14 protein-coding genes and 1 tRNA gene are annotated in these 18,789 nt (G+C 61.9%); 9 read left to right on the forward strand and 6 right to left on the reverse strand.

The window, feature by feature from the left end; genetic code table 11:
* Positions 1 to 218: 218 nt before the first annotated feature.
* The 5 genes from V8352_RS04940 to V8352_RS04960 form a co-directional block, all read right to left on the reverse strand.
* Positions 219 to 467, reverse strand: a complete 249-nt coding sequence (locus tag V8352_RS04940) for a hypothetical protein (RefSeq protein ID WP_336423148.1) — start codon at positions 465 to 467, stop codon at positions 219 to 221.
* Between the two features lie 129 nt (positions 468 to 596).
* Entirely contained in the window at positions 597 to 2,579 is a 1,983-nt protein-coding gene (gene rpoD / locus V8352_RS04945; RefSeq protein WP_336423149.1) for an RNA polymerase sigma factor RpoD, read from the reverse strand.
* A gap of 128 nt (positions 2,580 to 2,707) precedes the next feature.
* Positions 2,708 to 4,678, reverse strand: a complete 1,971-nt coding sequence (dnaG, locus tag V8352_RS04950) for a DNA primase (protein ID WP_336423150.1) — start codon at positions 4,676 to 4,678, stop codon at positions 2,708 to 2,710.
* Positions 4,679 to 4,807: 129 nt separating this feature from the next.
* Positions 4,808 to 5,152: a DNA primase gene (locus V8352_RS04955; protein ID WP_336423151.1), complete on the reverse strand. Its 345-nt coding sequence runs from the start codon at positions 5,150 to 5,152 to the stop codon at positions 4,808 to 4,810.
* Positions 5,153 to 5,344: 192 nt separating this feature from the next.
* Positions 5,345 to 6,775 (reverse strand): Glu/Leu/Phe/Val family dehydrogenase, encoded by a 1,431-nt coding sequence (locus V8352_RS04960; protein WP_336423152.1) that lies wholly within the window; start codon positions 6,773 to 6,775, stop codon positions 5,345 to 5,347.
* Positions 6,776 to 7,188: 413 nt separating this feature from the next.
* On the opposite strand from V8352_RS04960, the gene V8352_RS04965 reads away from it, so the two are divergent.
* The 9 genes from V8352_RS04965 (at position 7,189) to V8352_RS05005 (ending at position 16,317) form a co-directional block, all read left to right on the forward strand.
* On the forward strand, positions 7,189 to 8,868 hold the full coding sequence (locus V8352_RS04965; protein ID WP_336423153.1) for a TadE/TadG family type IV pilus assembly protein: 1,680 nt from the start codon (positions 7,189 to 7,191) through the stop codon (positions 8,866 to 8,868).
* A complete protein-coding gene (locus V8352_RS04970; RefSeq protein ID WP_336423154.1) occupies positions 8,865 to 9,410 on the forward strand; it encodes a TadE/TadG family type IV pilus assembly protein in 546 nt (181 codons plus the stop codon). Before V8352_RS04965 ends, V8352_RS04970 begins: the two co-directional genes overlap by 4 nt.
* Entirely contained in the window at positions 9,410 to 9,973 is a 564-nt protein-coding gene (locus V8352_RS04975) for a TadE/TadG family type IV pilus assembly protein (RefSeq protein ID WP_336423155.1), read from the forward strand. The genes V8352_RS04970 and V8352_RS04975 overlap by 1 nt, the downstream gene beginning before the upstream one ends.
* Before the next feature lie 241 nt (positions 9,974 to 10,214).
* A complete protein-coding gene (locus tag V8352_RS04980; protein ID WP_336423156.1) occupies positions 10,215 to 10,517 on the forward strand; it encodes a hypothetical protein in 303 nt (100 codons plus the stop codon).
* A gap of 101 nt (positions 10,518 to 10,618) precedes the next feature.
* Entirely contained in the window at positions 10,619 to 11,905 is a 1,287-nt protein-coding gene (locus tag V8352_RS04985) for a homoserine dehydrogenase (RefSeq protein WP_336423157.1), read from the forward strand.
* 46 nt (positions 11,906 to 11,951) lie between these two features.
* Positions 11,952 to 12,917: a class II fructose-bisphosphatase gene (gene glpX / locus V8352_RS04990; protein ID WP_336423158.1), complete on the forward strand. Its 966-nt coding sequence runs from the start codon at positions 11,952 to 11,954 to the stop codon at positions 12,915 to 12,917.
* An 87-nt stretch (positions 12,918 to 13,004) separates the two neighbouring features.
* Complete coding sequence (locus V8352_RS04995; RefSeq protein ID WP_336423159.1) at positions 13,005 to 14,276, forward strand: flavin-containing monooxygenase; 1,272 nt, start codon at positions 13,005 to 13,007, stop codon at positions 14,274 to 14,276.
* 108 nt (positions 14,277 to 14,384) lie between these two features.
* A complete protein-coding gene (gene recJ / locus V8352_RS05000) occupies positions 14,385 to 16,127 on the forward strand; it encodes a single-stranded-DNA-specific exonuclease RecJ (protein ID WP_336423160.1) in 1,743 nt (580 codons plus the stop codon).
* Positions 16,128 to 16,242: 115 nt separating this feature from the next.
* A tRNA-Glu gene (locus V8352_RS05005) sits at positions 16,243 to 16,317 on the forward strand.
* A gap of 789 nt (positions 16,318 to 17,106) precedes the next feature.
* Here V8352_RS05005 and V8352_RS05010 read toward each other — a convergent pair.
* Complete coding sequence (locus V8352_RS05010) at positions 17,107 to 18,654, reverse strand: ATP-binding protein (RefSeq protein WP_336423161.1); 1,548 nt, start codon at positions 18,652 to 18,654, stop codon at positions 17,107 to 17,109.
* Positions 18,655 to 18,789 lie beyond the last annotated feature (135 nt).

The following is an 18,789-nucleotide window of genomic DNA, read 5'->3' on the forward strand; positions in this document are numbered from 1 at the left end:
GCGCAGAACTGGCGCCGGGGCCATGTGCCCTGAACAATATAGCCGATGCGCGATCAGCGCATCGGCTATGGCGTTGGTCAGAGACTTGGCATCAAATATTCGCAGAGTGTGTCGCGGGGTGCGCGCTATCAGCAAAATAATGCATGAATTGCACCTAACGAGCTCGGCGGGCCGCACTTAAAAAAGGCACGCCCGATGGCGCGCCTTTTAGAGCCGTCCTACATTTCCAAGGCGCATACGGAGCGCGGCAACGCGTCGGAGCGCATGAAGGCCGGAAGCTTGAACCCCCTATCAGTCACAATCGGCTTTTGACGCAACTCGTGCAGGGTTTTTTCGCATTTGGCCAGTTCGTCCTCAGAGACGCGGATCTCCACGATATTCGGCTCCGCTTCAGGTGCGCTGTCGAAGGTTGTGGCCAAGCCAGCCACAGGCACGCAGAGGGCAGTGATCAATACAAAGCGTTTCATGACGTTTTCCTTCCATCTGGGAAAGCAACGTCTTAGCAGCGGAAAAGTTCACGCTGCGTGAAGGATCGGGCGAAAATAGTTACAATTCGCGCCGCCCTTCACGCCCGCGTGCGTGCCGATCGCCTGTGCTTACTGATCGAGGAACGAGCGCAACTTGCGCGACCGGCTGGGATGCTTGAGCTTGCGCAGCGCCTTGGCCTCGATCTGGCGAATACGCTCGCGCGTCACGCTGAACTGCTGGCCGACCTCCTCAAGAGTGTGGTCGGTGTTCATCCCGATCCCAAAGCGCATCCGCAACACCCGCTCTTCGCGCGGGGTCAGCGACGACAGAACGCGCGTCGTCGTATCCTTCAGATTATCCTGAATGGCGCTGTCGAGCGGCAGAACCGCGTTCTTGTCCTCGATGAAGTCGCCCAGCTGGCTGTCTTCCTCGTCGCCGATCGGCGTTTCGAGGCTGATCGGCTCCTTGGCGATTTTCATCACCTTGCGGACCTTGTCGAGCGGCATCTGAAGCTTTTCGGCCAACTCTTCAGGCGTCGGCTCGCGGCCGATTTCATGCAGCATCTGGCGGCCCGTGCGCACCAGCTTGTTGATCGTCTCGATCATATGCACCGGGATGCGGATCGTGCGGGCCTGATCGGCGATGGAGCGTGTAATTGCCTGACGGATCCACCACGTCGCATAGGTCGAGAATTTGTAGCCGCGGCGATACTCGAACTTGTCGACGGCCTTCATCAGGCCGATGTTGCCCTCCTGGATCAGGTCCAGGAACTGCAGGCCTCGATTGGTGTATTTCTTGGCGATGGAGATCACGAGACGCAGGTTTGCCTCGACCATTTCCTTCTTGGCCAGCCGCGCTTCCTGTTCACCCTTCTGGACCTGCCCGACGATGCGGCGGAATTCCGAGATGTCCAAGCCGACATACTGGCCGACCTGCGCCATGTCTGCACGCAGCTCGCTTACCTTGTCGTTCGAGCGCTCGATCAGCATTTGCCAGCCACGGCCCGACTTCTGGGCCATATCGTCCAGCCATGTCGGGTCCAGCTCACGACCACGATACTCGTCAATGAATTCGCGGCGGTTGATGCGGGCCTGATCGGCCAGCTTCACCATCGCGCCGTCGATCATCATGATGCGTTGATTGATCCCGTAGAGCTGGTCGATCAGCGCCTCGATACGGTTGTTGTGCAGATGCAAAGAATTCACCAGCACAACGATCTCGCTGCGCAGCGTCTGATAGGTCTGTTCCTGCGTCGACGAAAACGTGCCGTCCTCGTTCAACGTGGCCGAAATCCGGCTGTCCTGCATCTCGGCCAGCTTGAGGTAATCGTCAGCGATGCGGTCCAGCGTCTCAAGCACGATCGGCTTGAGCGCGGCCTCCATCGCGGCAAGGCTCATGTTGGCCTGCTCGTCCTCATCGTCGTCGTCGTCGTCAGCCGAGGAAATGGGATTGCCGTCTGCATCCAGCTCGGCGCCCTCGCTCTTGGCAGTGCTGGGCGGGCTGGCCACATTCGCGGCCTCGACGACCGCGTCACCCTCACCTTCCAGCTGGTTGCCGAAGGTCGTTTCGAGGTCGATCACATCGCGCAGCAGAATATCCTCGCTGACGAGTTCGTCGCGCCAGATGGTGATCGCCTGAAAAGTCAGCGGACTCTCGCAGAGGCCCGCGATCATCGTGTTGCGGCCTGCCTCGATGCGCTTGGCAATCGCGATCTCGCCCTCACGGCTGAGCAACTCGACACTGCCCATTTCGCGCAGATACATCCGCACCGGATCATCGGTCCGGTCCAGCTTCTCACCAGTGCCGGTCCCCACCGCGAGCTCACCCCGGCGGCCCACTTCAGCCACGGCGGTGCCGCGCTGGTCTTCGTCCTCGGCCTCGTCATTCTCGATGATGTTGATGCCCATTTCGGACAGCATCGACATGACATCCTCAATCTGCTCCGAGCTGACCTGATCGGGCGGCAGCACCTTGTTCAGTTGATCGTAGGTGATGAAGCCCTTTTCGCGCGCTTCGGAGATCATCTTCTTGATCGCCGCCTGGCTCATGTCCAGTGACAGCTCGGCGTCCTGATCGTCCGGCTTCTGGTCGTCGGTGTCCTTGGCGGCCATGTAAGTCTCCTAAGTGGCGGGCGCGTGATTCGCACGGCACTCCCAGTTTTGCGCGAATCACTTCCACGGAGAAGTGATTCGCAACCTGTTTACCTTGTTTTTCTTACCCTAACCTCACCAAAATCCATTCATTGGCGCGGTTTCGAGAAAGTAATCTTGTCGAGAAGCGCATCGAATTCCTCACGCTCACCACGGTTTAGGCGGGCGCCATTGTCGGCAATGTCATACTCGGCACGATCCTCATGTTCGCTTCGCACGGCACGGTTTCGCGCCTGCGCCGCTTGTCCCAGCCGCCATGTGACGGCCTCATCCGCCACACCCAGCATGTCCTCGGCGGCATCGACGATCTCGGCCTGCAAGCCGCGCGTCGCCGCGATCTTGGCCAACTCCTCGGCCACGGTCATTTGAGCCAAGGATAGATTGCCGGGGTTCCGGACAGGGGGCGCTATTGCGACATGGGGCAGCGCCAGAAGCTTTTCAAGGGTCTCGCCCCCCATCGCGGCGGCGATCGCAGCGTGCAGCGACCCGGCCCCTTCATCCCCATGAGCCAGGATCAGATCGCGCAATTGCGCATGCAGCGGATCAAAACAATCGAGCCGATCCAGCGCCGTCTCGAACTCCTCGACGATGCCGGGGGTGGCGATGAACGAGGCCAGAATGACCGCCTCGCGCATGTGATCATGCTGGCGCGGGTCAGACCGCGCAAGGGGCGACGATTTGGTGCTGGCGCGCGCGGCCATGTCGGGCTTCACCCAGCGGCCCCGCCCTTGCCCGCCGCGCTGACCGCCGCCTTTTTGTTGGGCCGTGCCCGAGCGGGACGAGAAAAGCTCCCAGCGCAGATCCTTGATCGCCTGGCCGTAATGGCCGCGGATCGACGGATCGCGAATCAGCCCGATGGCCGCGCGCAGGGATTTATCCAGCGCCGCCCGCCGCTCGGGGCTGTCGAAGTCGCGGCCTTCGGTCTCGCGCTGCCACAACAGGCGCACCATCGGCTGCGCCCCCTCAAGCAACGATTGCACCGCGCCGGCACCTTGCGCGCGCAGGATATCGTCGGGGTCCTGCCCCTCGGGCATCAATGCAAACCGCAGGCTTTTGCCCGCCTCAAGAAGGGGCAGCGCCAGATCGATCACGCGCCGCGCCGCCGCCAGCCCGGCGCGGTCGCCGTCCAGTGCCATGATCGGCTCGTCCGCCGCCCGCCACATCAGCGCCAGCTGCGCCTCGGTCACGGCCGTGCCCAGCGGCGCGACGGCGGCGCCAAAGCCCGCCTGCGCCAGCGCGATCACATCCATATACCCCTCGGCCACGATGAGGGGCTGGCCCTTGCCAGCCGCCTCGCGGGCGGGGCCGAAGTTGTAGAGCGTCCTTGATTTGTCAAAAAGCTCGGTCTCTGGCGAATTGAGATATTTCGCGTTGTCATTGGGATCCATCGCGCGGCCGCCGAAGGCAATCACACGGCCGCGCGGGTCGTGGATAGGAAACATGATGCGTCCGCGAAAGACGTCGTAGGGCGTGCCGCCCTTTTGCGAGGGGCGCGCGAGGCCGCAGCCGGTGATCAGGTCAGGTGCGACACCCTTGCCGGTCAGATGATCCCACAGCCCTTGCCACGCCTGCGGCGCGAAGCCGATGCCGAACCGCTCTTGCGTCGCCTCATCAAGGCCACGCCTGTCCAGATAGGCGCGGGCCTCGGCCCCGGCGCCTGTTTTCAGCATGAGGCGGAAATGCTGCTGCGCGGCCTCCATGACCTCGGCGAGCTGCGTGCGCCGGTCTGCCTTAATTTGCGCCTGCGGGTCACGCTCGGGGATCTGCATTCCCGCCTCGGCCGCGAGGATTCGGATCGCCTCCATGAATTCGACGTTCTCGGTATCGCGGACAAAGCTGATGGCGTCGCCCTTGGCATGACAGCCGAAGCAATAATAGAAACCCTTGCGATCATCGACATGAAAGCTGGCGGATTTTTCCTGATGGAACGGGCATGGGGCCCACATATCGCCTTTGCCGGGATTGGACTTGCGGTTGTCCCACATCACCTTCTTCCCGACGACCTGCGTCAGGGACGTGCGCGTGCGCAATTCTTCGAGGAAACCGGGGGGCAAGGACATCCCGGCAATATGGACCGAGTCGCGCGCCGCGCCAAGCCGTTCTACGCGGCTGCGGCGAGACGGCTTGGCAAAAGGTTCAAGGGTGGCTCAGGCGCGCTCTTGAGCGCCCGCGCGCCGCCGGTCGGAATGCTATCCCATCTGCGCAAGGCATGCGTCATTGAACGTGCCTGCAGTCTCGTCGGTCAGATGCTCTTGCGGCAGCGTATAGACCCAATCGACGAGGGGCGCGACGGCATCGGCGTATTTCGCCTCGATATCACTGGACGCAAGCGCCTTTGCGGTCGCCTTTTGCGACGCGCCATCCGCACGCATCACAACGGCGTCCGCGACGATTTCGGCCGTCGCTGCGCATCCCTCGTCGCTGGCATCCTGGGCCAGGGCCGGCTGGCCAAGCGCGAGGCCGCCGAGAAGCAGGGGGAGCGTGTAGGCGATCCAGCGCGTGCGCGGCAGGCGAAAGATGGACGTGCGATACATAAGCGATTGTCCTTTTCTTTTCTAATTTACGGCCCGGCTAGACCGGGCTGTCTCAGGTGGCCAACGCGGTGCCTGTCGCAAGAGTTGCCGAGGCCCGCCCTGCGCCCGAGAAAACTGGCCTCACGGAACGCAACGCCCGCAAGTGCGCCCCGGAGAAGCCTGCCACGCGCAAGTTCCGCCCCAGCGCCTTCCTTATAGGCCGAGCGCCCGATAGCTGGCGGCCACCTTGCCGATGGATACCAGATAGGCGGCAGTGCGCAGATCCGTCACTTCGTCGCGGGCGTGCCAGACCTCGCGCATCGACTGATAGGCCGCGCGCATCGTGTCGTCGAGCCCCGAGCGCACAAGCTCCAGCTCGCCCGCGCCGCGCAAGTATCGCTGCTTGAAATCGGGGCTGAGCGTCCAGCCCAGCTGCTTGTCGTTGCTCAAGCGCTCCAGCTCGTCCACGACCAGCTGGTGGCGCGACTCCTCCTGCCGGCGGCCCATGCGGCCAAAGCGGATGTGGCTGAGGTTCTTGACCCATTCGAAGTAGGATACCGTCACACCGCCCGCGTTCGCGAACATGTCCGGGATGATGACGCAGCCCCTCTCGCGCAGGATCTGGTCACCGCCTGCCGTGACAGGCCCGTTCGCCGCCTCGATGATCAAAGGCGCCTTGATGTTGGCCGCGTTCGAGATGTTGATGACACCTTCCATGGCGGCCGGGATCAGGATGTCGCACTCCTTCTCCAGAACCTTGGCACCGTCGGCCACATGCTGCGCGTCGGGGAAGCCGGAAACGCCGCCGTGCTTGCCGATCCAATTGTATACGTCCTCGACATTGAGGCCCTTGTCACTGATCAATGCGCCGTCCCGCTCGATGATCGCGGTGATGATGCAGCCATCCTCGTTCGACAGGAACTTGGCCGCGTGATAGCCCACATTGCCAAGGCCCTGCACGATGACACGCTTGCCATCCAGCTTGCCCGAGAGCTTTGCTGCCTTGATATCCTCGGGGTGGCGGAAAAATTCCTGCAAGGCGAATTGCACGCCGCGACCCGTCGCCTCGGTCCGGCCCTGAATGCCGCCCGCATTGATCGGCTTGCCGGTGACGCAGGCGCGCGCGTTGATATCGGTGGTGTTCATGCGGTGATACTGATCCGCAATCCACGCCATCTCGCGCTCGCTTGTGCCCATGTCGGGCGCGGGCACGTTCTGGCTGGGATTGATCAGGTCGCGCTTGATCAGCTCGAAGGCAAAGCGGCGCGTGATGCGCTCCATCTCGTGCTCGTCCCACTCGCGCGGATCAATGCGCAGACCGCCCTTGGAGCCGCCGAACGGTGCCTCGACAAGGGCGCATTTGTAGGTCATCAGCGCCGCCAGCGCCTCGACCTCATCCTGGTTGACGCCCATGGCAAAGCGGATGCCGCCCTTGACCGGCTCCATATGCTCGGAATGGACGCTGCGGTAGCCGGTGAACGTATGGATCTGCCCGCGCAGGCGCACACCAAAGCGCACCGTATAGGTCGCATTGCAAACCCGGATCTTCTCCTCGAGGCCCGGCGGAAGATCCATCAGCGCAACCGCGCGGTTGAACATCAGGTCTACTGACTCTCTGAAACTCGGCTCTTTCGCGGCTGTCATCATTGTCCTCCCCGGGTGCGGCGGGTGCTGAGGCGCGCCCGCACGACCTGTCTAAACTGCATATCGCAAACGCATGGTTAAAGCCTTCAGTTTTTTTGTCCACCCAACCGGCCCTCGGCCCGGCCTCGTGGTGGCGCCGCATGGCGTGCCCCACAGCGGCATCTGCGCCCTGGCTGGTTGCTTTGGCGCAAGTATGGAAACACTGACCCACAGACCGCCCGATTGTCCATATAATACCCGATTTATATCATATTTTCACGGGTTTCGGCCCTATTTCAGCCACAGTGGCTCATCATAAATCTTGCGACGAATTCCGATTCGGGCAGCGCCGTTCATCGGCATCGCGAGGTAGTAAAGTGACACGTAAGAGTTCCAAGATCAGAACGATCCGGGCGATGGTCTCCGCCGCGCGGATGCGCAAGATGCAACGCTTCGGCGAGGACGAGGACGGGGCGGTCGTCGCCTTCACCCTTTTCATGCTCGTCATGATGCTGATCGCCGGTGGCGTGGCCGTCGACGTCATGCGCCACGAGATGGAGCGCGCCCGGCTGCAGAACACGCTGGACACCGCCGTTCTGGCCGCCGCTGGCGCACCCAACGGGACGGAGCGAAAGGGAATCGTCAAAGATTACTTCGCGAAGGCTAAAATGTCGCAGTACCTTGGTAACGTTAGCGATGGGGGCGACACGCAGGCCCTTAACTCCAGCAAGGTTACGGCAAGTGCCAGCAAGACCGTTGACACCTATCTGATGAAACTTTTGGGCATTGATACACTGACCGCTGCCACGACCTCTGGCGCTGAGCGCCACATTCCCAAGCTTGAGGTGGTACTGGTGCTCGATGTGTCCGGCTCGATGGGAAAAAACAGCAAACTCGTGAATCTGAAAAGCGCGGCAAAGGAGTTTGTGAACTCCGTGCTAGGAAACTCCGCAACTGGAGAGACAGTGATTTCTGTGGTTCCTTTCAGCTGGTCAGTAACCCCTACGCAAGGTATGTATAGCGCTCTTGCCGTGGATGAAAAACATAAGTACTCTACGTGCCTCATATTCGAGGATAACGACCATAAGCATGCCTCTCTGGCCACCGGCAACTCCGGTTTCTCGAGCGGGCAACCCGTAAACCAGATGATCTATACGTCTGTCTACGGCGGCTTCGACGATTTCAACAAATCCGCATGGCGGTCATGCTATGCGGAGGATTACATGGAAATCCTCCCATTTTCATTCAACAAAACCGCTTTGCATTCAAAGATCGACTCTCTCTTGGCCAGCGGAAATACATCAGGAGATCAAGGCATGAATTGGGGTGCCGCGCTACTTGATCCAACCTTTGGTCAGATTACAGATAATCTCGTTCACGCTGGAGAGGTTGATGCGTCGCTAACCGCAGTTCCAGCAAGCTACGACGATCAAGAAACTCTCAAGGTCGTCGTGATGATGGGTGACGGTCAGAACACCTCTTCCTACTTTTTCTCGGAAGGGGGGCACTGGCGAAACCAGAATTCAGATCTTTATCTGGTGAAGACCCAAGAGCGGATTTTTGAATACGCCTATCACAAATACAAAAAGAACAAGACCAGCACAGATCTTAGAAAATGCAGCAATAATAGATGGGAATGTGTGTACTCAAATACTGGCACAATCGAAAGTGCATACTATCTGGAATATAGAAACTACTACTATAACATTGACCGTAATTTCTGGATCACCAGTGCAGAGTTTTCGGATATCCAAAGTAGCGAGACTTTCGTCAGCCTCGATCGCCTGACATGGGAAGATGCATGGGGTCTGATCACACCCGAATTTTACTACGACGTCACTGGAGATATGTCTGCCTACAATGATTACACGGGCGATCCTCTGACTGGGTCAAGAAAAAACATTCGGATGCTTAACTCCTGTTCCGCCACTAAAGATGAAGGTGTCTTGGTGTATACTATTGGCTTCGAGATCGACCAAGGTGGAACAGCCGAAACGACATTGCGGGACTGCGCTTCTTCTGAAGCTCACTACTACCGAGCCGAGGGCATCAACATCAACGATGCATTCAGTTCGATCGCATTGAACATGGTCAATCTGAGGCTGACGCAATGACACGTCTCAGGTGCGCTTTGCGCCGGCGCCTTGGCCGCCTCGCAAGGCGCGAGGATGGCAATGCCTCGGTCGAGTTCATGGTCATCGTGCCGGTCTATCTGGCGCTTCTGGTCATGTCGCTCGAGCTGAGCATGATCACCCTGCGCCACACGATGCTGGAGCGCGGCCTCGACATCGCGGTGCGCGACATCCGGCTGGGCACGGGAACGAACCCCTCCCATGACGCAATCAAGAAGCGCATCTGCGATGAAGTCTACGTCATCAGTGACTGCGAAAACTCGATCCGTCTTGAAATGGTGCCCTCCAGCATGCGCAATCTGGCGACGCTGGGCGGAGAGGTCATGTGCACCGACAAGGAAGAAGAGGGGTCGCCGGTGCTGACATTCGTGCCCGGCCAGCAGAACCAGCTGATGTTCCTGCGCGCCTGCGCCAAATACGACCCCCTCTTTCCGACATGGCAGCTTGCCCGCGGCATGCAAAAGGACAGCAGCGGCCAGATCGCCATCGTCACGATGTCCGCCTTCGTGCAGGAGCCTTTGTAATGGCATTCAGACCTTTGAAATCCTGGCTCTCCAGATTCCGCCGCGAAGAGCGCGGATCGGTCATGGTCGAGGCGGTCATCACATTGCCGGTGTTGATCTGGGCCATCGGCGCGACTTACGAATTCTTCGAGGTGCACCGCTATCAAAGCGCGCGCGACAAGGCGAGCTACACCATCGCGGACATGGTGTCGCGCGAGATGCTGCCGATCACACCCACCTACATCAGCAACGCCAAGACCGTCTTTGACACCATCGCAAACGACCACGGCACGAACACGCTGCGGGTGTCGGTCATCAAATACGATGTCGACGAGGACGAGTATTCTGTCAAATGGAGCGAGGTGCGCGGCACGACCAATCTGTCGCGACTGGAAACATCCGATGTCATCGACGCCCATGACAGGCTGCCCCAGATGCGCGACGGCGAGGAATTGGTCATCGTGGAAAGTTTGTCAGACTATCAACCAATGTTCGATGTCTGGCCCGGTGACCCTATGGAGATGTCGACATACGTGATGGCAATCCCGCGTTTCGCGCCGCAGATCAACTGGTCCAATTCCTGACTTGGCCGCTTGCCTCGCGTGCCGGGGGCCTTTTCCTCCTGACCCGATTTTTTCGCTGTCTGTCTCGTTTCCAGCCCATCTGTCGCGGTCGCGATCTGGCTTCGTAATTCCCGGGCATCTTGGCGCCGGGCTCTTCGCTCTGCCCTTCCGGCTCCGCATTCTTGCGGCACCCACTGGCGCACGCCGCTTGCCCCGCCGGGCACAACAGTGGCATGAAGGGCGCGATCCGATGGAGCGGCGCATGACCCTGACCAGACCCCCGTCAAAACTCCTCTTTGCGCTTGGTCTTGCCGCGCTCGCCGGCTGCACGCCCTTTCCCGAACTGAGCAGCCCCGCCTCGGAAGCCGCGCTGGCCCAGCCCTATCCCGATCTGATCCCGCTCGACGGTCTGAACACGCGGATGGAGACCAGCCGCATCACGCCAGACACGGCGCCCGCTATCGAAGCGCGCGCTACCCGCCTGAGGGACCGCGCGGCGCGCCTCGGTGGCCCGGTCGTCGATCCTGCAACGCGCGGCCGTATGCGCACCGGGGTTCAGCAGTAGCGCCCGCGCGGCAAAACCCGCGTTGCACGCCTGTCCCTTTGCCTGTAGATCGCGACTGACCTCATTTGACCGAACCCCACCTCAGTTCCGGAGACATCGCCATGACAGACCCTCTGCGCCTCGGTATCGCCGGATTGGGCACTGTCGGCACCGGCGTTGTGCGCATCATTCGCCAAAAGGCCAATCTGCTGGAGGCGCGCGCCGGGCGCCCCGTCACGATCAGCGCCGTCTGTGCCCGCTCCAAGGGCAAGGACCGTGGCGTCAGCCTTGCCGATTACGCGTGGGAGGACGATCCCGTCGCCCTCGCCCAACGCGATGACGTCGACGTTTTCGTCGAGTTGATCGGGGGCGACAACGGCCCCGCCAAGGACTCCGTCGAGGCCGCCATCGCCGCTGGCAAGGACGTGGTCACCGCGAACAAGGCACTTCTGGCACATCACGGTCACGCGCTAGCGCTGGCCGCCGAGGAGGCAGGCCGCGTCATCCGCTTCGAGGCCGCCGTCGCGGGCGGTATCCCCGTGGTCAAGGCGCTGACCGAAGGCCTTGCGGGCAACGACATGACGCGCGTCATGGGTGTCATGAACGGCACTTGCAACTATATCCTGACGCGCATGCAATCGGCGGGCCTTCCCTATGCCGACGTGTTTCAGGAGGCGTCCGATCTGGGCTATCTTGAGGCGGATCCCCAACTGGACGTGGGCGGCATCGACGCCGCGCACAAGCTGGCGCTCCTGACCGCCATTGCCTTCGGCACCCAGGTCGATTTCGCCGGGGTCGACATGGAGGGTATCGGCGCCATCACGATCGAGGATATCAACCATGCCGCCGACATGGGCTTTCGGATCAAACTGCTCGGCGTCGCCCAAAAGACGGGCCGCGGGCTCGAGCAGCGCATGACGCCCTGCCTCGTGCCTGCCGGCTCTCCGCTGGGCCAGCTGGAGGGCGGCACGAACATGGTCGTGCTCGAAGGCGACAACGTCGAGCAGATCGTGCTGCGCGGCCCCGGTGCGGGCATGGGCCCCACTGCCAGTGCGGTGATGAGCGACGTGATGGACATCGCGCGCGGCTTTCGCCTGCCCGTCTTCGGCCGCCCCGCCGCCAGCCTCGAGCAGGCGCAGCCCGCCGCCGCAGGCACACCCGCGCCCTACTACCTGCGCATGTCACTGATCGACAAGCCCGGCGCGCTGGCCAAGGTGGCGACCGCACTCGGCGATGCCGGGGTTTCCATCGACCGGATGCGCCAGTATGACCATGCAGGCCCCGATGCCCCCGTGCTGATCGTCACGCACAAGGCGGGCCGCGCCGAGCTGACCCGCGCACTCGACGCGCTGCCGCGCCTCGGCGTCGTCATCGGCGACCCAATCGCACTGCGTATCGAAAGCACCTGAACCGCTACCGCCGCCACTTGACTGTTTTTCCTCAAAGGACATTGCCATGACTGCCACCGCAGATTTCAACGACCGTATGCTGTCGCTCGGGCTGGCCCGTGTTTCCGAGGCCGCCGCCATCGCCTGCGCAGGCATGATCGGGCGCGGCGATGAAAAGGCCGCAGACCAGTTGGCCGTCAACGCCATGCGCGAGCAGCTGAACAAGCTGGCAATCAAGGGCGTCGTCGTCATTGGCGAAGGCGAGCGTGACGAGGCGCCGATGCTGTTCATCGGCGAAGAGGTGGGCAATGGTGATGGCCCCGGCGTTGACATCGCGCTCGACCCACTCGAAGGCACGACGCTGACGGCCAAGGCGATGCCCGACGCGCTGACTGTGATTTCGATGGCGCCGCGCGGCACCATGCTGCACGCGCCTGACGTCTATATGGACAAGCTGGCCGTTGGGCCGGGCTACGCCAAGGACGTCGTCACGTTGAACATGACGCCGCGCGAACGCGTCGAAGCGCTGGCCACGGCCAAGGGCTGCAAGGCGTCCGATATCACCGTCTGCGTCCTCGAGCGTCCGCGCCACCAAGAGGTGATCGACGAGATCCGCGCCACCGGCGCCGCCGTCTTTCTCATCACCGACGGCGATGTGGCGGGCATCATCCACTGCGCGAATGCCGATCAGACCGGTATCGACATGTACATGGGGTCGGGCGGGGCACCCGAGGGCGTGCTGGCGGCCTCGGCGCTGAAATGCATGGGCGGCCAGATCTGGGGCCGGCTTCTGTTCCGCAACGACGACGAGCGGGGCCGCGCCGCCAAGGCCGGCATCACGGATCTGGACCGCGTTTATGCACGGGACGATATGGTGACCGGCGATGTGATCTTTGCCGCGACGGGCGTCACCGACGGCTCGCTGGTGCGTGGGGTCAAGCGGCGCCCCGGCTATATTGAGACCGAGACGGTGCTGATGCGCTCCAAGACAGGCTCGGTCCGGCGCATGATCTACCGCAACCCCGTCACCTGACACCGGCCTGCGCCGGATCCGGCAGATTTCTGTTTTCGCCCGCCTGCCCGTGACCTAAGCTCGGCCAAGGCAGCGGATGGGATCGGCATGGGCGCAGAAAAGATCGACACGGTGGTCGTCGGCGGCGGTCAGGCCGGCATCGCGATGAGCGAGCATCTGGGCAAGCGCGGCATTGGCCACGTGGTGCTGGAACGCGCCCGCATCGCCGAACGCTGGCGCAGCGAGCGCTGGGATTCTCTGGTGGCAAACGGCCCTGCCTGGCATGACCGCTTTCCGGGTATGGAGTTCAAGGGCATCGCCCCGGATGCCTTTGCCCCCAAGGAGAGCGTGGCCGAATATTTTGCCGATTACGCAAAGATGATCGACGCGCCGATCCGCACCGGCGTCGAGGTGACGCGCGTCACCGCCCTTGTGGGGCGGCCCGGATTTCTGGTCGAGACGGCCGATGGCGAGATCGAGGCGCAGCATGTCGTCGCCGCCACCGGCGCCTTTCAAAAGCCCGTCATCCCCAATGTGGTGCCGCCCGACGCCCCCGTCACCCAGATCCATTCAAGCACCTATCGCAACCCGGACCAATTGCCTCAGGGCGCGGTTCTGGTTGTCGGGCCAGGCTCCTCGGGCGCGCAGATCGCCGCCGAGCTTATGCGCGCGGGTCGCAAGACCTATCTGTCCGCAGGCAAGCATGACCGCCCGCCGCGCCGCTATCGCGGGCGCGACTTTTGCTGGTGGCTGGGCGTTCTGGGCAAATGGGACATGGTCGCGCCAGCGCCCGGAACCGAGCATGTGACCATCGCCGTCAGCGGCGCGCACGGCGGGGAGACCATAGATTTTCGCCGCATGGCCGCCGAGGGGCTGGTGCTGGTCGGGCGCACCGAGCGCTATGAGGATGGCACGCTGCATTTCGGCGGCGGTCTCGCCGAGGCGATCCGGCACGGCGATGCCAACTACCTGTCGGTGCTGGATGCCGCAGACGCCTATGTGCTGCGCAACGGTCTGGCCCTGCCCGAGGATCCCGAAGCACGCCAGTTTCCACCAGACCCCGATTGCGTCAGCGCGCCGCTCAGATCGCTGGATCTGGCCGAAGCGGGCATCACGTCGATCATCTGGGCCACCGGCTATGCCCGCGATTACGGCTGGCTGCAGGTGGACGCCTTTGACGCGGCGGGCGCACCTGCGCACCAGCGCGGCGTCTCGACCGAGGCGGGCGTCTATTTTCTGGGCCTGGCATGGCAATCGCGGCGTGGATCCTCCTTTATCTGGGGCGTGTGGCAGGATGCCAAGTTCATCGCCGATGCGATCGAGACGCAGCGCGGCTATGCCAGCCATCACGCCGACGCGCAGGCCCGTGCCGGCGCGTAGCCTTGCATTGGGCATGTGGCCGACACGGCAATTCTGCGGGACATTCCCGCGCGCCTTGGATATGGCCCGGAGCATGAGTATTTTTGGAACAATGAAAGGTGGCGGCATATGACGGCCTTTCTGGATGTGGACACATCGCTGAGCGGGCGCCGATGGATCGGGCCGACTGCCCTCATGGACCGCGCAGCCGAAGCTATCGCGCAGGGCACCGGCCTGCCTCATGCGGTCTGCATGGCGCTGGCACGGCGCGGGGTCGCCCCGAATGAGGCGGAGACATATCTGGCCCCATCCTTGCGCGATCTGCTGCCCGATCCACGCGCGCTGCTTGACATGGAGGCGGCGACGGCGCGGTTTCTGGCTGCGGTCGAGGCGCGCGAACGGATCGCGATCTTTGCCGATTATGACGTCGACGGCGGCACCAGTGCGGCGCTGCTGATCGACTGGCTGCGCCAGATGGGGCGCGAGGCGACGCTTTACGTGCCGGACCGCATCGACGAGGGGTATGGCCCCAATGGCGAGGCGATGGCGCAGTTGGCCGCCGTGCATGATCTGATCGTGTGCGTCGATTGCGGCACCCTCAGCCACGGCCCTGTGGACGCCGCCAAGGGTGCAGATGTGATCATCCTGGATCATCACCTCGGCGGTGAAACGCTGCCCGATGCGCTGGCGGTGGTGAACCCCAATCGACAGGACGAAAGCGGTGATCTGGCGCATCTCTGTGCCGCCGCCGTGGTCTTCTTGATGCTGGTCGAGGCGGGGCGCCAGCTGCGCGAGACGGGGCGAAAGGGGCCCGACCTGATGGCGATGCTGGATCTGGTCGCCCTGGCCACTGTCGCCGATGTCGCGCCGCTGATCGGGGTCAACCGCGCATTCGTGCGGCAGGGCCTGCGTGTCATGGCCCGGCGCGAGCGGCCCGGCCTTGTCGCGCTGGCCGATGTGGCCCGGATGGACAGCGCGCCAGCCGCCTATCACCTCGGCTTTCTGCTTGGGCCGCGCGTCAATGCCGGAGGCCGTATCGGCCGCGCCGATCTGGGCGCGCGCCTCTTGGCGTGCAACGTCCCGCATGAGGCGCAAGCGATGGCCGAGCGGCTTGACCAGCTCAATTCCGAGCGCCGCGAGATCGAGGCCGGCGTGCAGGCCGCGGCGATGGCGCAGGCCGAGGCCCGCGGGCTGGACGCGCCGCTGGTCTGGGCCGCCAGCGAAGGCTGGCATCCGGGCGTCGTCGGCATTGTCGCCAGCCGCCTCAAGGAGGCTGCGATGCGCCCCTCGATCGTGATCGGCTTTGACGGCGATGTCGGCAAGGGGTCCGGGCGATCGGTCTCGGGCGTCGATCTGGGGGCGGCCATCCAGCGGCTGGCCGCCGAGGGCCTGCTGGTCAAAGGTGGCGGGCACAAGATGGCTGCGGGCCTGACAGTGATGCGCGACAAACTGGAGCCTGCGATGGCGCGCCTGTCGGAATTGCTCGCGCGTCAGGGCGCCGGGACCGGAGGCGCGACGGATCTGCCGCTTGACGGGCTCTTGATGCCCGGCGCCGCAACGCCCGAATTGATTGGCCAACTGGAAGCAGCAGGCCCCTTTGGCGCAGGCTCGGCCGCGCCGCGCCATGTGTTCGCCCAGATGCAGATCACCTTCGCCAAGCGCGTGGGCGAGCGGCATCTCAAGCTGCGGTTTGGTGACGGGATTGGCCCGCAGATGGACGCGATCGCCTTTGGCGCCTTCGACGGCCCGCTGGGCCCTGTCCTGGAGGGGCATGGCGGGGCGAGATTTCATCTGGCCGGTCGGCTTGAACTGAACGTCTGGCAAGGCCGGCAGTCAGCGCAACTGCGCCTCGAGGATGCCGCACGCGCCTGAGGGCATGCCATCGCCGATGGATGAGGAAAAGAATTCAGCCAGCAAGCAGATTTGATGCAGAAACCCCCTTGCGCCCCCGCGCGCAATTGCCTAGGAACCGCCTCACACAGCGTGTGGCCCGTTCGTCTATCGGTTAGGACGCCAGGTTTTCAACCTGGAAAGAGGGGTTCGATTCCCCTACGGGCTGCCAACTACCATTTTCAAATCAACGACTTAGCGGGCGATATGTGAATTCACCCACCTTCACGCCCCTCAATTTAGTGATGGTGCCAATGCAACCTAGGCAGGCGCTTGGCTCAAGACTGTTTTCTTGGCGTATAGGATTCCGCGTTGAGGGTTGCCGGGTATCGCGCCATGAGCCATTTCCGTGTGTCGAGCCTCAAGGAGGCGCGAGCAGAATGAGAGCGGCTGACCTTGAGGGTGACCACCCCTTTCTCTTCGATCCCTTGAAGCTCCGGGCTATCCAACGGCAAAGTGACCTTGAAGTCGCCCGCCGAATCATCGGCCAGCGTGATCCTCTATTGGCCCATGAGTGCATTTGATCCACACGGGCACGGTTTTAGTCGTCATCAAACTCAGGATGGACCGGACGCAATTTTCAGACCGTTCGTTCTGCGGGAAGATGCAAATAGTGTTCTGCACCTGACAAAAGATACCGCGTGAAAGCAGGCTTTAGCATGGGAGGACAGCATCCCGATCGGATACGCCAGATGACGGCAGGCAGCCCGAAGCGGACCCATGGTCGGTGGCCAGATTAACCAAGGATCTCATGGAGGTCGGGCGGAGAACTGCCACTTGCCGTGGTCGCGAGCCAGCGATGCCGTCAGAGCCAGAGCCGACAGTGGAACGGTTAGCACAAGGGGAACACTCTGCTCTACCTCAAGTCAGTTTCAAGGCCTCACTTTCTGGTCAGATCGGTCAGCGCCACTACGTTGTTTAGGGTAGAAACGGAGCAATCGACAGATTTGGAAAACTTGGACTAGTCCAGCACTTTGCGAAGCTTCTCTGCAAGTTGAGTGTGGCGGTAGGGCTTGCTAAGCAGTTCGACCTCTGGGTCGAGCCGGCCATGATGGACGATAGCGTCCTCTGAATATCCCGAGGTGAAGAGTACTTTCAGAGCGGGTCGCCGCGTCTTGGCAGCATCGGCCAGCTCTCGTCCGTTCATGCCGCCAGAAAGGACAACATCAGTGAAGAGCAGGTCGAGATCGCGCGTCTGTTCTAGGATTTCCATCGCCTGCGGCCCGTTCTCGGCCTCGACGACCCTATAGCCCAGTCCGAGCAAGTTTGCGCGCACATGTTCGCGCACTAGCTCATCGTCCTCGACGACGAGTATGCTCTCTGTCCCGCGTGAAATTGGCGCGGGGCTACTACCAATATGGCTCTTCGCTTCTTCACGCAGTGACCGAGGAAAGTAAAGAGTCACTGAAGTGCCATTTTCGGGCTCGGACCAGATGCGGAGATGGCCGCCCGATTGCTTCACAAATCCATAGACCATGCTTAGCCCCAGCCCAGAACCACTTCCGACTTCCTTGGTTGTGAAGAAAGGTTCGAATACCCGCGAGAGTGTATCCTCTGCCATCCCGTGTCCGGAATCCGTCACTTTGATCATGACGTACTGACCAGTTTCGAAGTCCGGATCGTTCAACACGAAATCATCATCGAACACGGCATTCCTCACATTGATCTTGATCTGGCCTCCGTCTGGCATTGCGTCACGCGCGTTGAGCACAATATTCAGAAGCGTGGATTCCAGTTGGCTTGGGTCGATCTCGGCCAGCCATAAATTTTCAGCGCGCTCAATATGGAGGGTGATCGTCTCGGGCAGTGTGCGGCGTAAAAGAAGCTCCAAACCGTTGTTTATCTGATCGCTGACATTCAACACGCGGGGTTGTAGGGGCTGTTGTCTTGAAAAAGCGAGAAGGCTACCCGTCAGTTCGGACCCGCGTTCCGCCGCATTCACAGTTATTTCTGCGAGTTCGCGCAAACGATCCTGATCGCTTAAATTTTCTACCAACATTTCAGCGTTGCCAAGGATCACAGTTAACAGGTTGTTGAAGTCATGGGCCACGCCGCCAGTCAGTTGGCCCACGGCCTCCAGCTTCTGGGACTGACGTAACTGAACCTGCGCCTCCGCCTGAGCGGCACGTGCAGTTTCAAGTTCGCGCATCTGATGATGCAAGGCTGTATTGACGGCCTCCAACTCTTCGATGGCGCTTTTGTGCGCCTGCATTGAGCGCCCCATCTCTATGGTTGGCACCAAGATGAGTGCAGCCGCCAACAACAACAATGCACGGATTGTCCAAATGTTCGGATGTTCGGCTTTCCAGCCGTCATGTGGCAGTGCGGAAATCTGCCATGTGCCCGTAGGCAACTGGACACTCGCGACGACAGGCATGTCCTCTGGCGTGACCTTAGGTCCGAAAAACCTGAGCCCTCCTGAACCGGTAGCGTCACGGCCCGTGAGCGTTACCGAGAAAGGCAGATCATCGTGCAGTCCGGCCTTTGCGTACAACACCTTGAGATCCATAACCGCCGAGACAAGTCCCCAGAAAACTGGCTTCTTCGCGGTTTGTGTGGGTGTGCGGGTCTCCGGTCAGTTCACGACCACACCAGATGTTGTGTCGTAGGGTGACGCGGGCAGGTGCTTGAGCCGACCGGCGAC

Source organism: Roseovarius sp. D0-M9, from assembly GCF_037083805.1.
Lineage (GTDB): Bacteria > Pseudomonadota > Alphaproteobacteria > Rhodobacterales > Rhodobacteraceae > Roseovarius.

Excerpts from the sequence above, each read along its gene's own strand:
- V8352_RS04965 (WP_336423153.1), top strand. The coding sequence starts at position 7,189 with ATGCGCAAGATGCAACGCTTCGGCGAGGACGAGGACGGGGCGGTCGTC.
- V8352_RS04960 (WP_336423152.1), bottom strand. The coding sequence starts at position 6,775 with ATGACAGCCGCGAAAGAGCCGAGTTTCAGAGAGTCAGTAGACCTGATG.
- dnaG (WP_336423150.1), bottom strand. The coding sequence starts at position 4,678 with ATGTCCTTGCCCCCCGGTTTCCTCGAAGAATTGCGCACGCGCACGTCC.
- V8352_RS05010 (WP_336423161.1), bottom strand. The coding sequence starts at position 18,654 with ATGGATCTCAAGGTGTTGTACGCAAAGGCCGGACTGCACGATGATCTG.
- rpoD (WP_336423149.1), bottom strand. The coding sequence starts at position 2,579 with ATGGCCGCCAAGGACACCGACGACCAGAAGCCGGACGATCAGGACGCC.
- V8352_RS04985 (WP_336423157.1), top strand. The coding sequence starts at position 10,619 with ATGACAGACCCTCTGCGCCTCGGTATCGCCGGATTGGGCACTGTCGGC.
- V8352_RS04955 (WP_336423151.1), bottom strand. The coding sequence starts at position 5,152 with ATGTATCGCACGTCCATCTTTCGCCTGCCGCGCACGCGCTGGATCGCC.
- V8352_RS04940 (WP_336423148.1), bottom strand. The coding sequence starts at position 467 with ATGAAACGCTTTGTATTGATCACTGCCCTCTGCGTGCCTGTGGCTGGC.
- V8352_RS04980 (WP_336423156.1), top strand. The coding sequence starts at position 10,215 with ATGACCCTGACCAGACCCCCGTCAAAACTCCTCTTTGCGCTTGGTCTT.
- V8352_RS04995 (WP_336423159.1), top strand. The coding sequence starts at position 13,005 with ATGGGCGCAGAAAAGATCGACACGGTGGTCGTCGGCGGCGGTCAGGCC.
- V8352_RS04970 (WP_336423154.1), top strand. The coding sequence starts at position 8,865 with ATGACACGTCTCAGGTGCGCTTTGCGCCGGCGCCTTGGCCGCCTCGCA.
- glpX (WP_336423158.1), top strand. The coding sequence starts at position 11,952 with ATGACTGCCACCGCAGATTTCAACGACCGTATGCTGTCGCTCGGGCTG.
- V8352_RS04975 (WP_336423155.1), top strand. The coding sequence starts at position 9,410 with ATGGCATTCAGACCTTTGAAATCCTGGCTCTCCAGATTCCGCCGCGAA.
- recJ (WP_336423160.1), top strand. The coding sequence starts at position 14,385 with ATGACGGCCTTTCTGGATGTGGACACATCGCTGAGCGGGCGCCGATGG.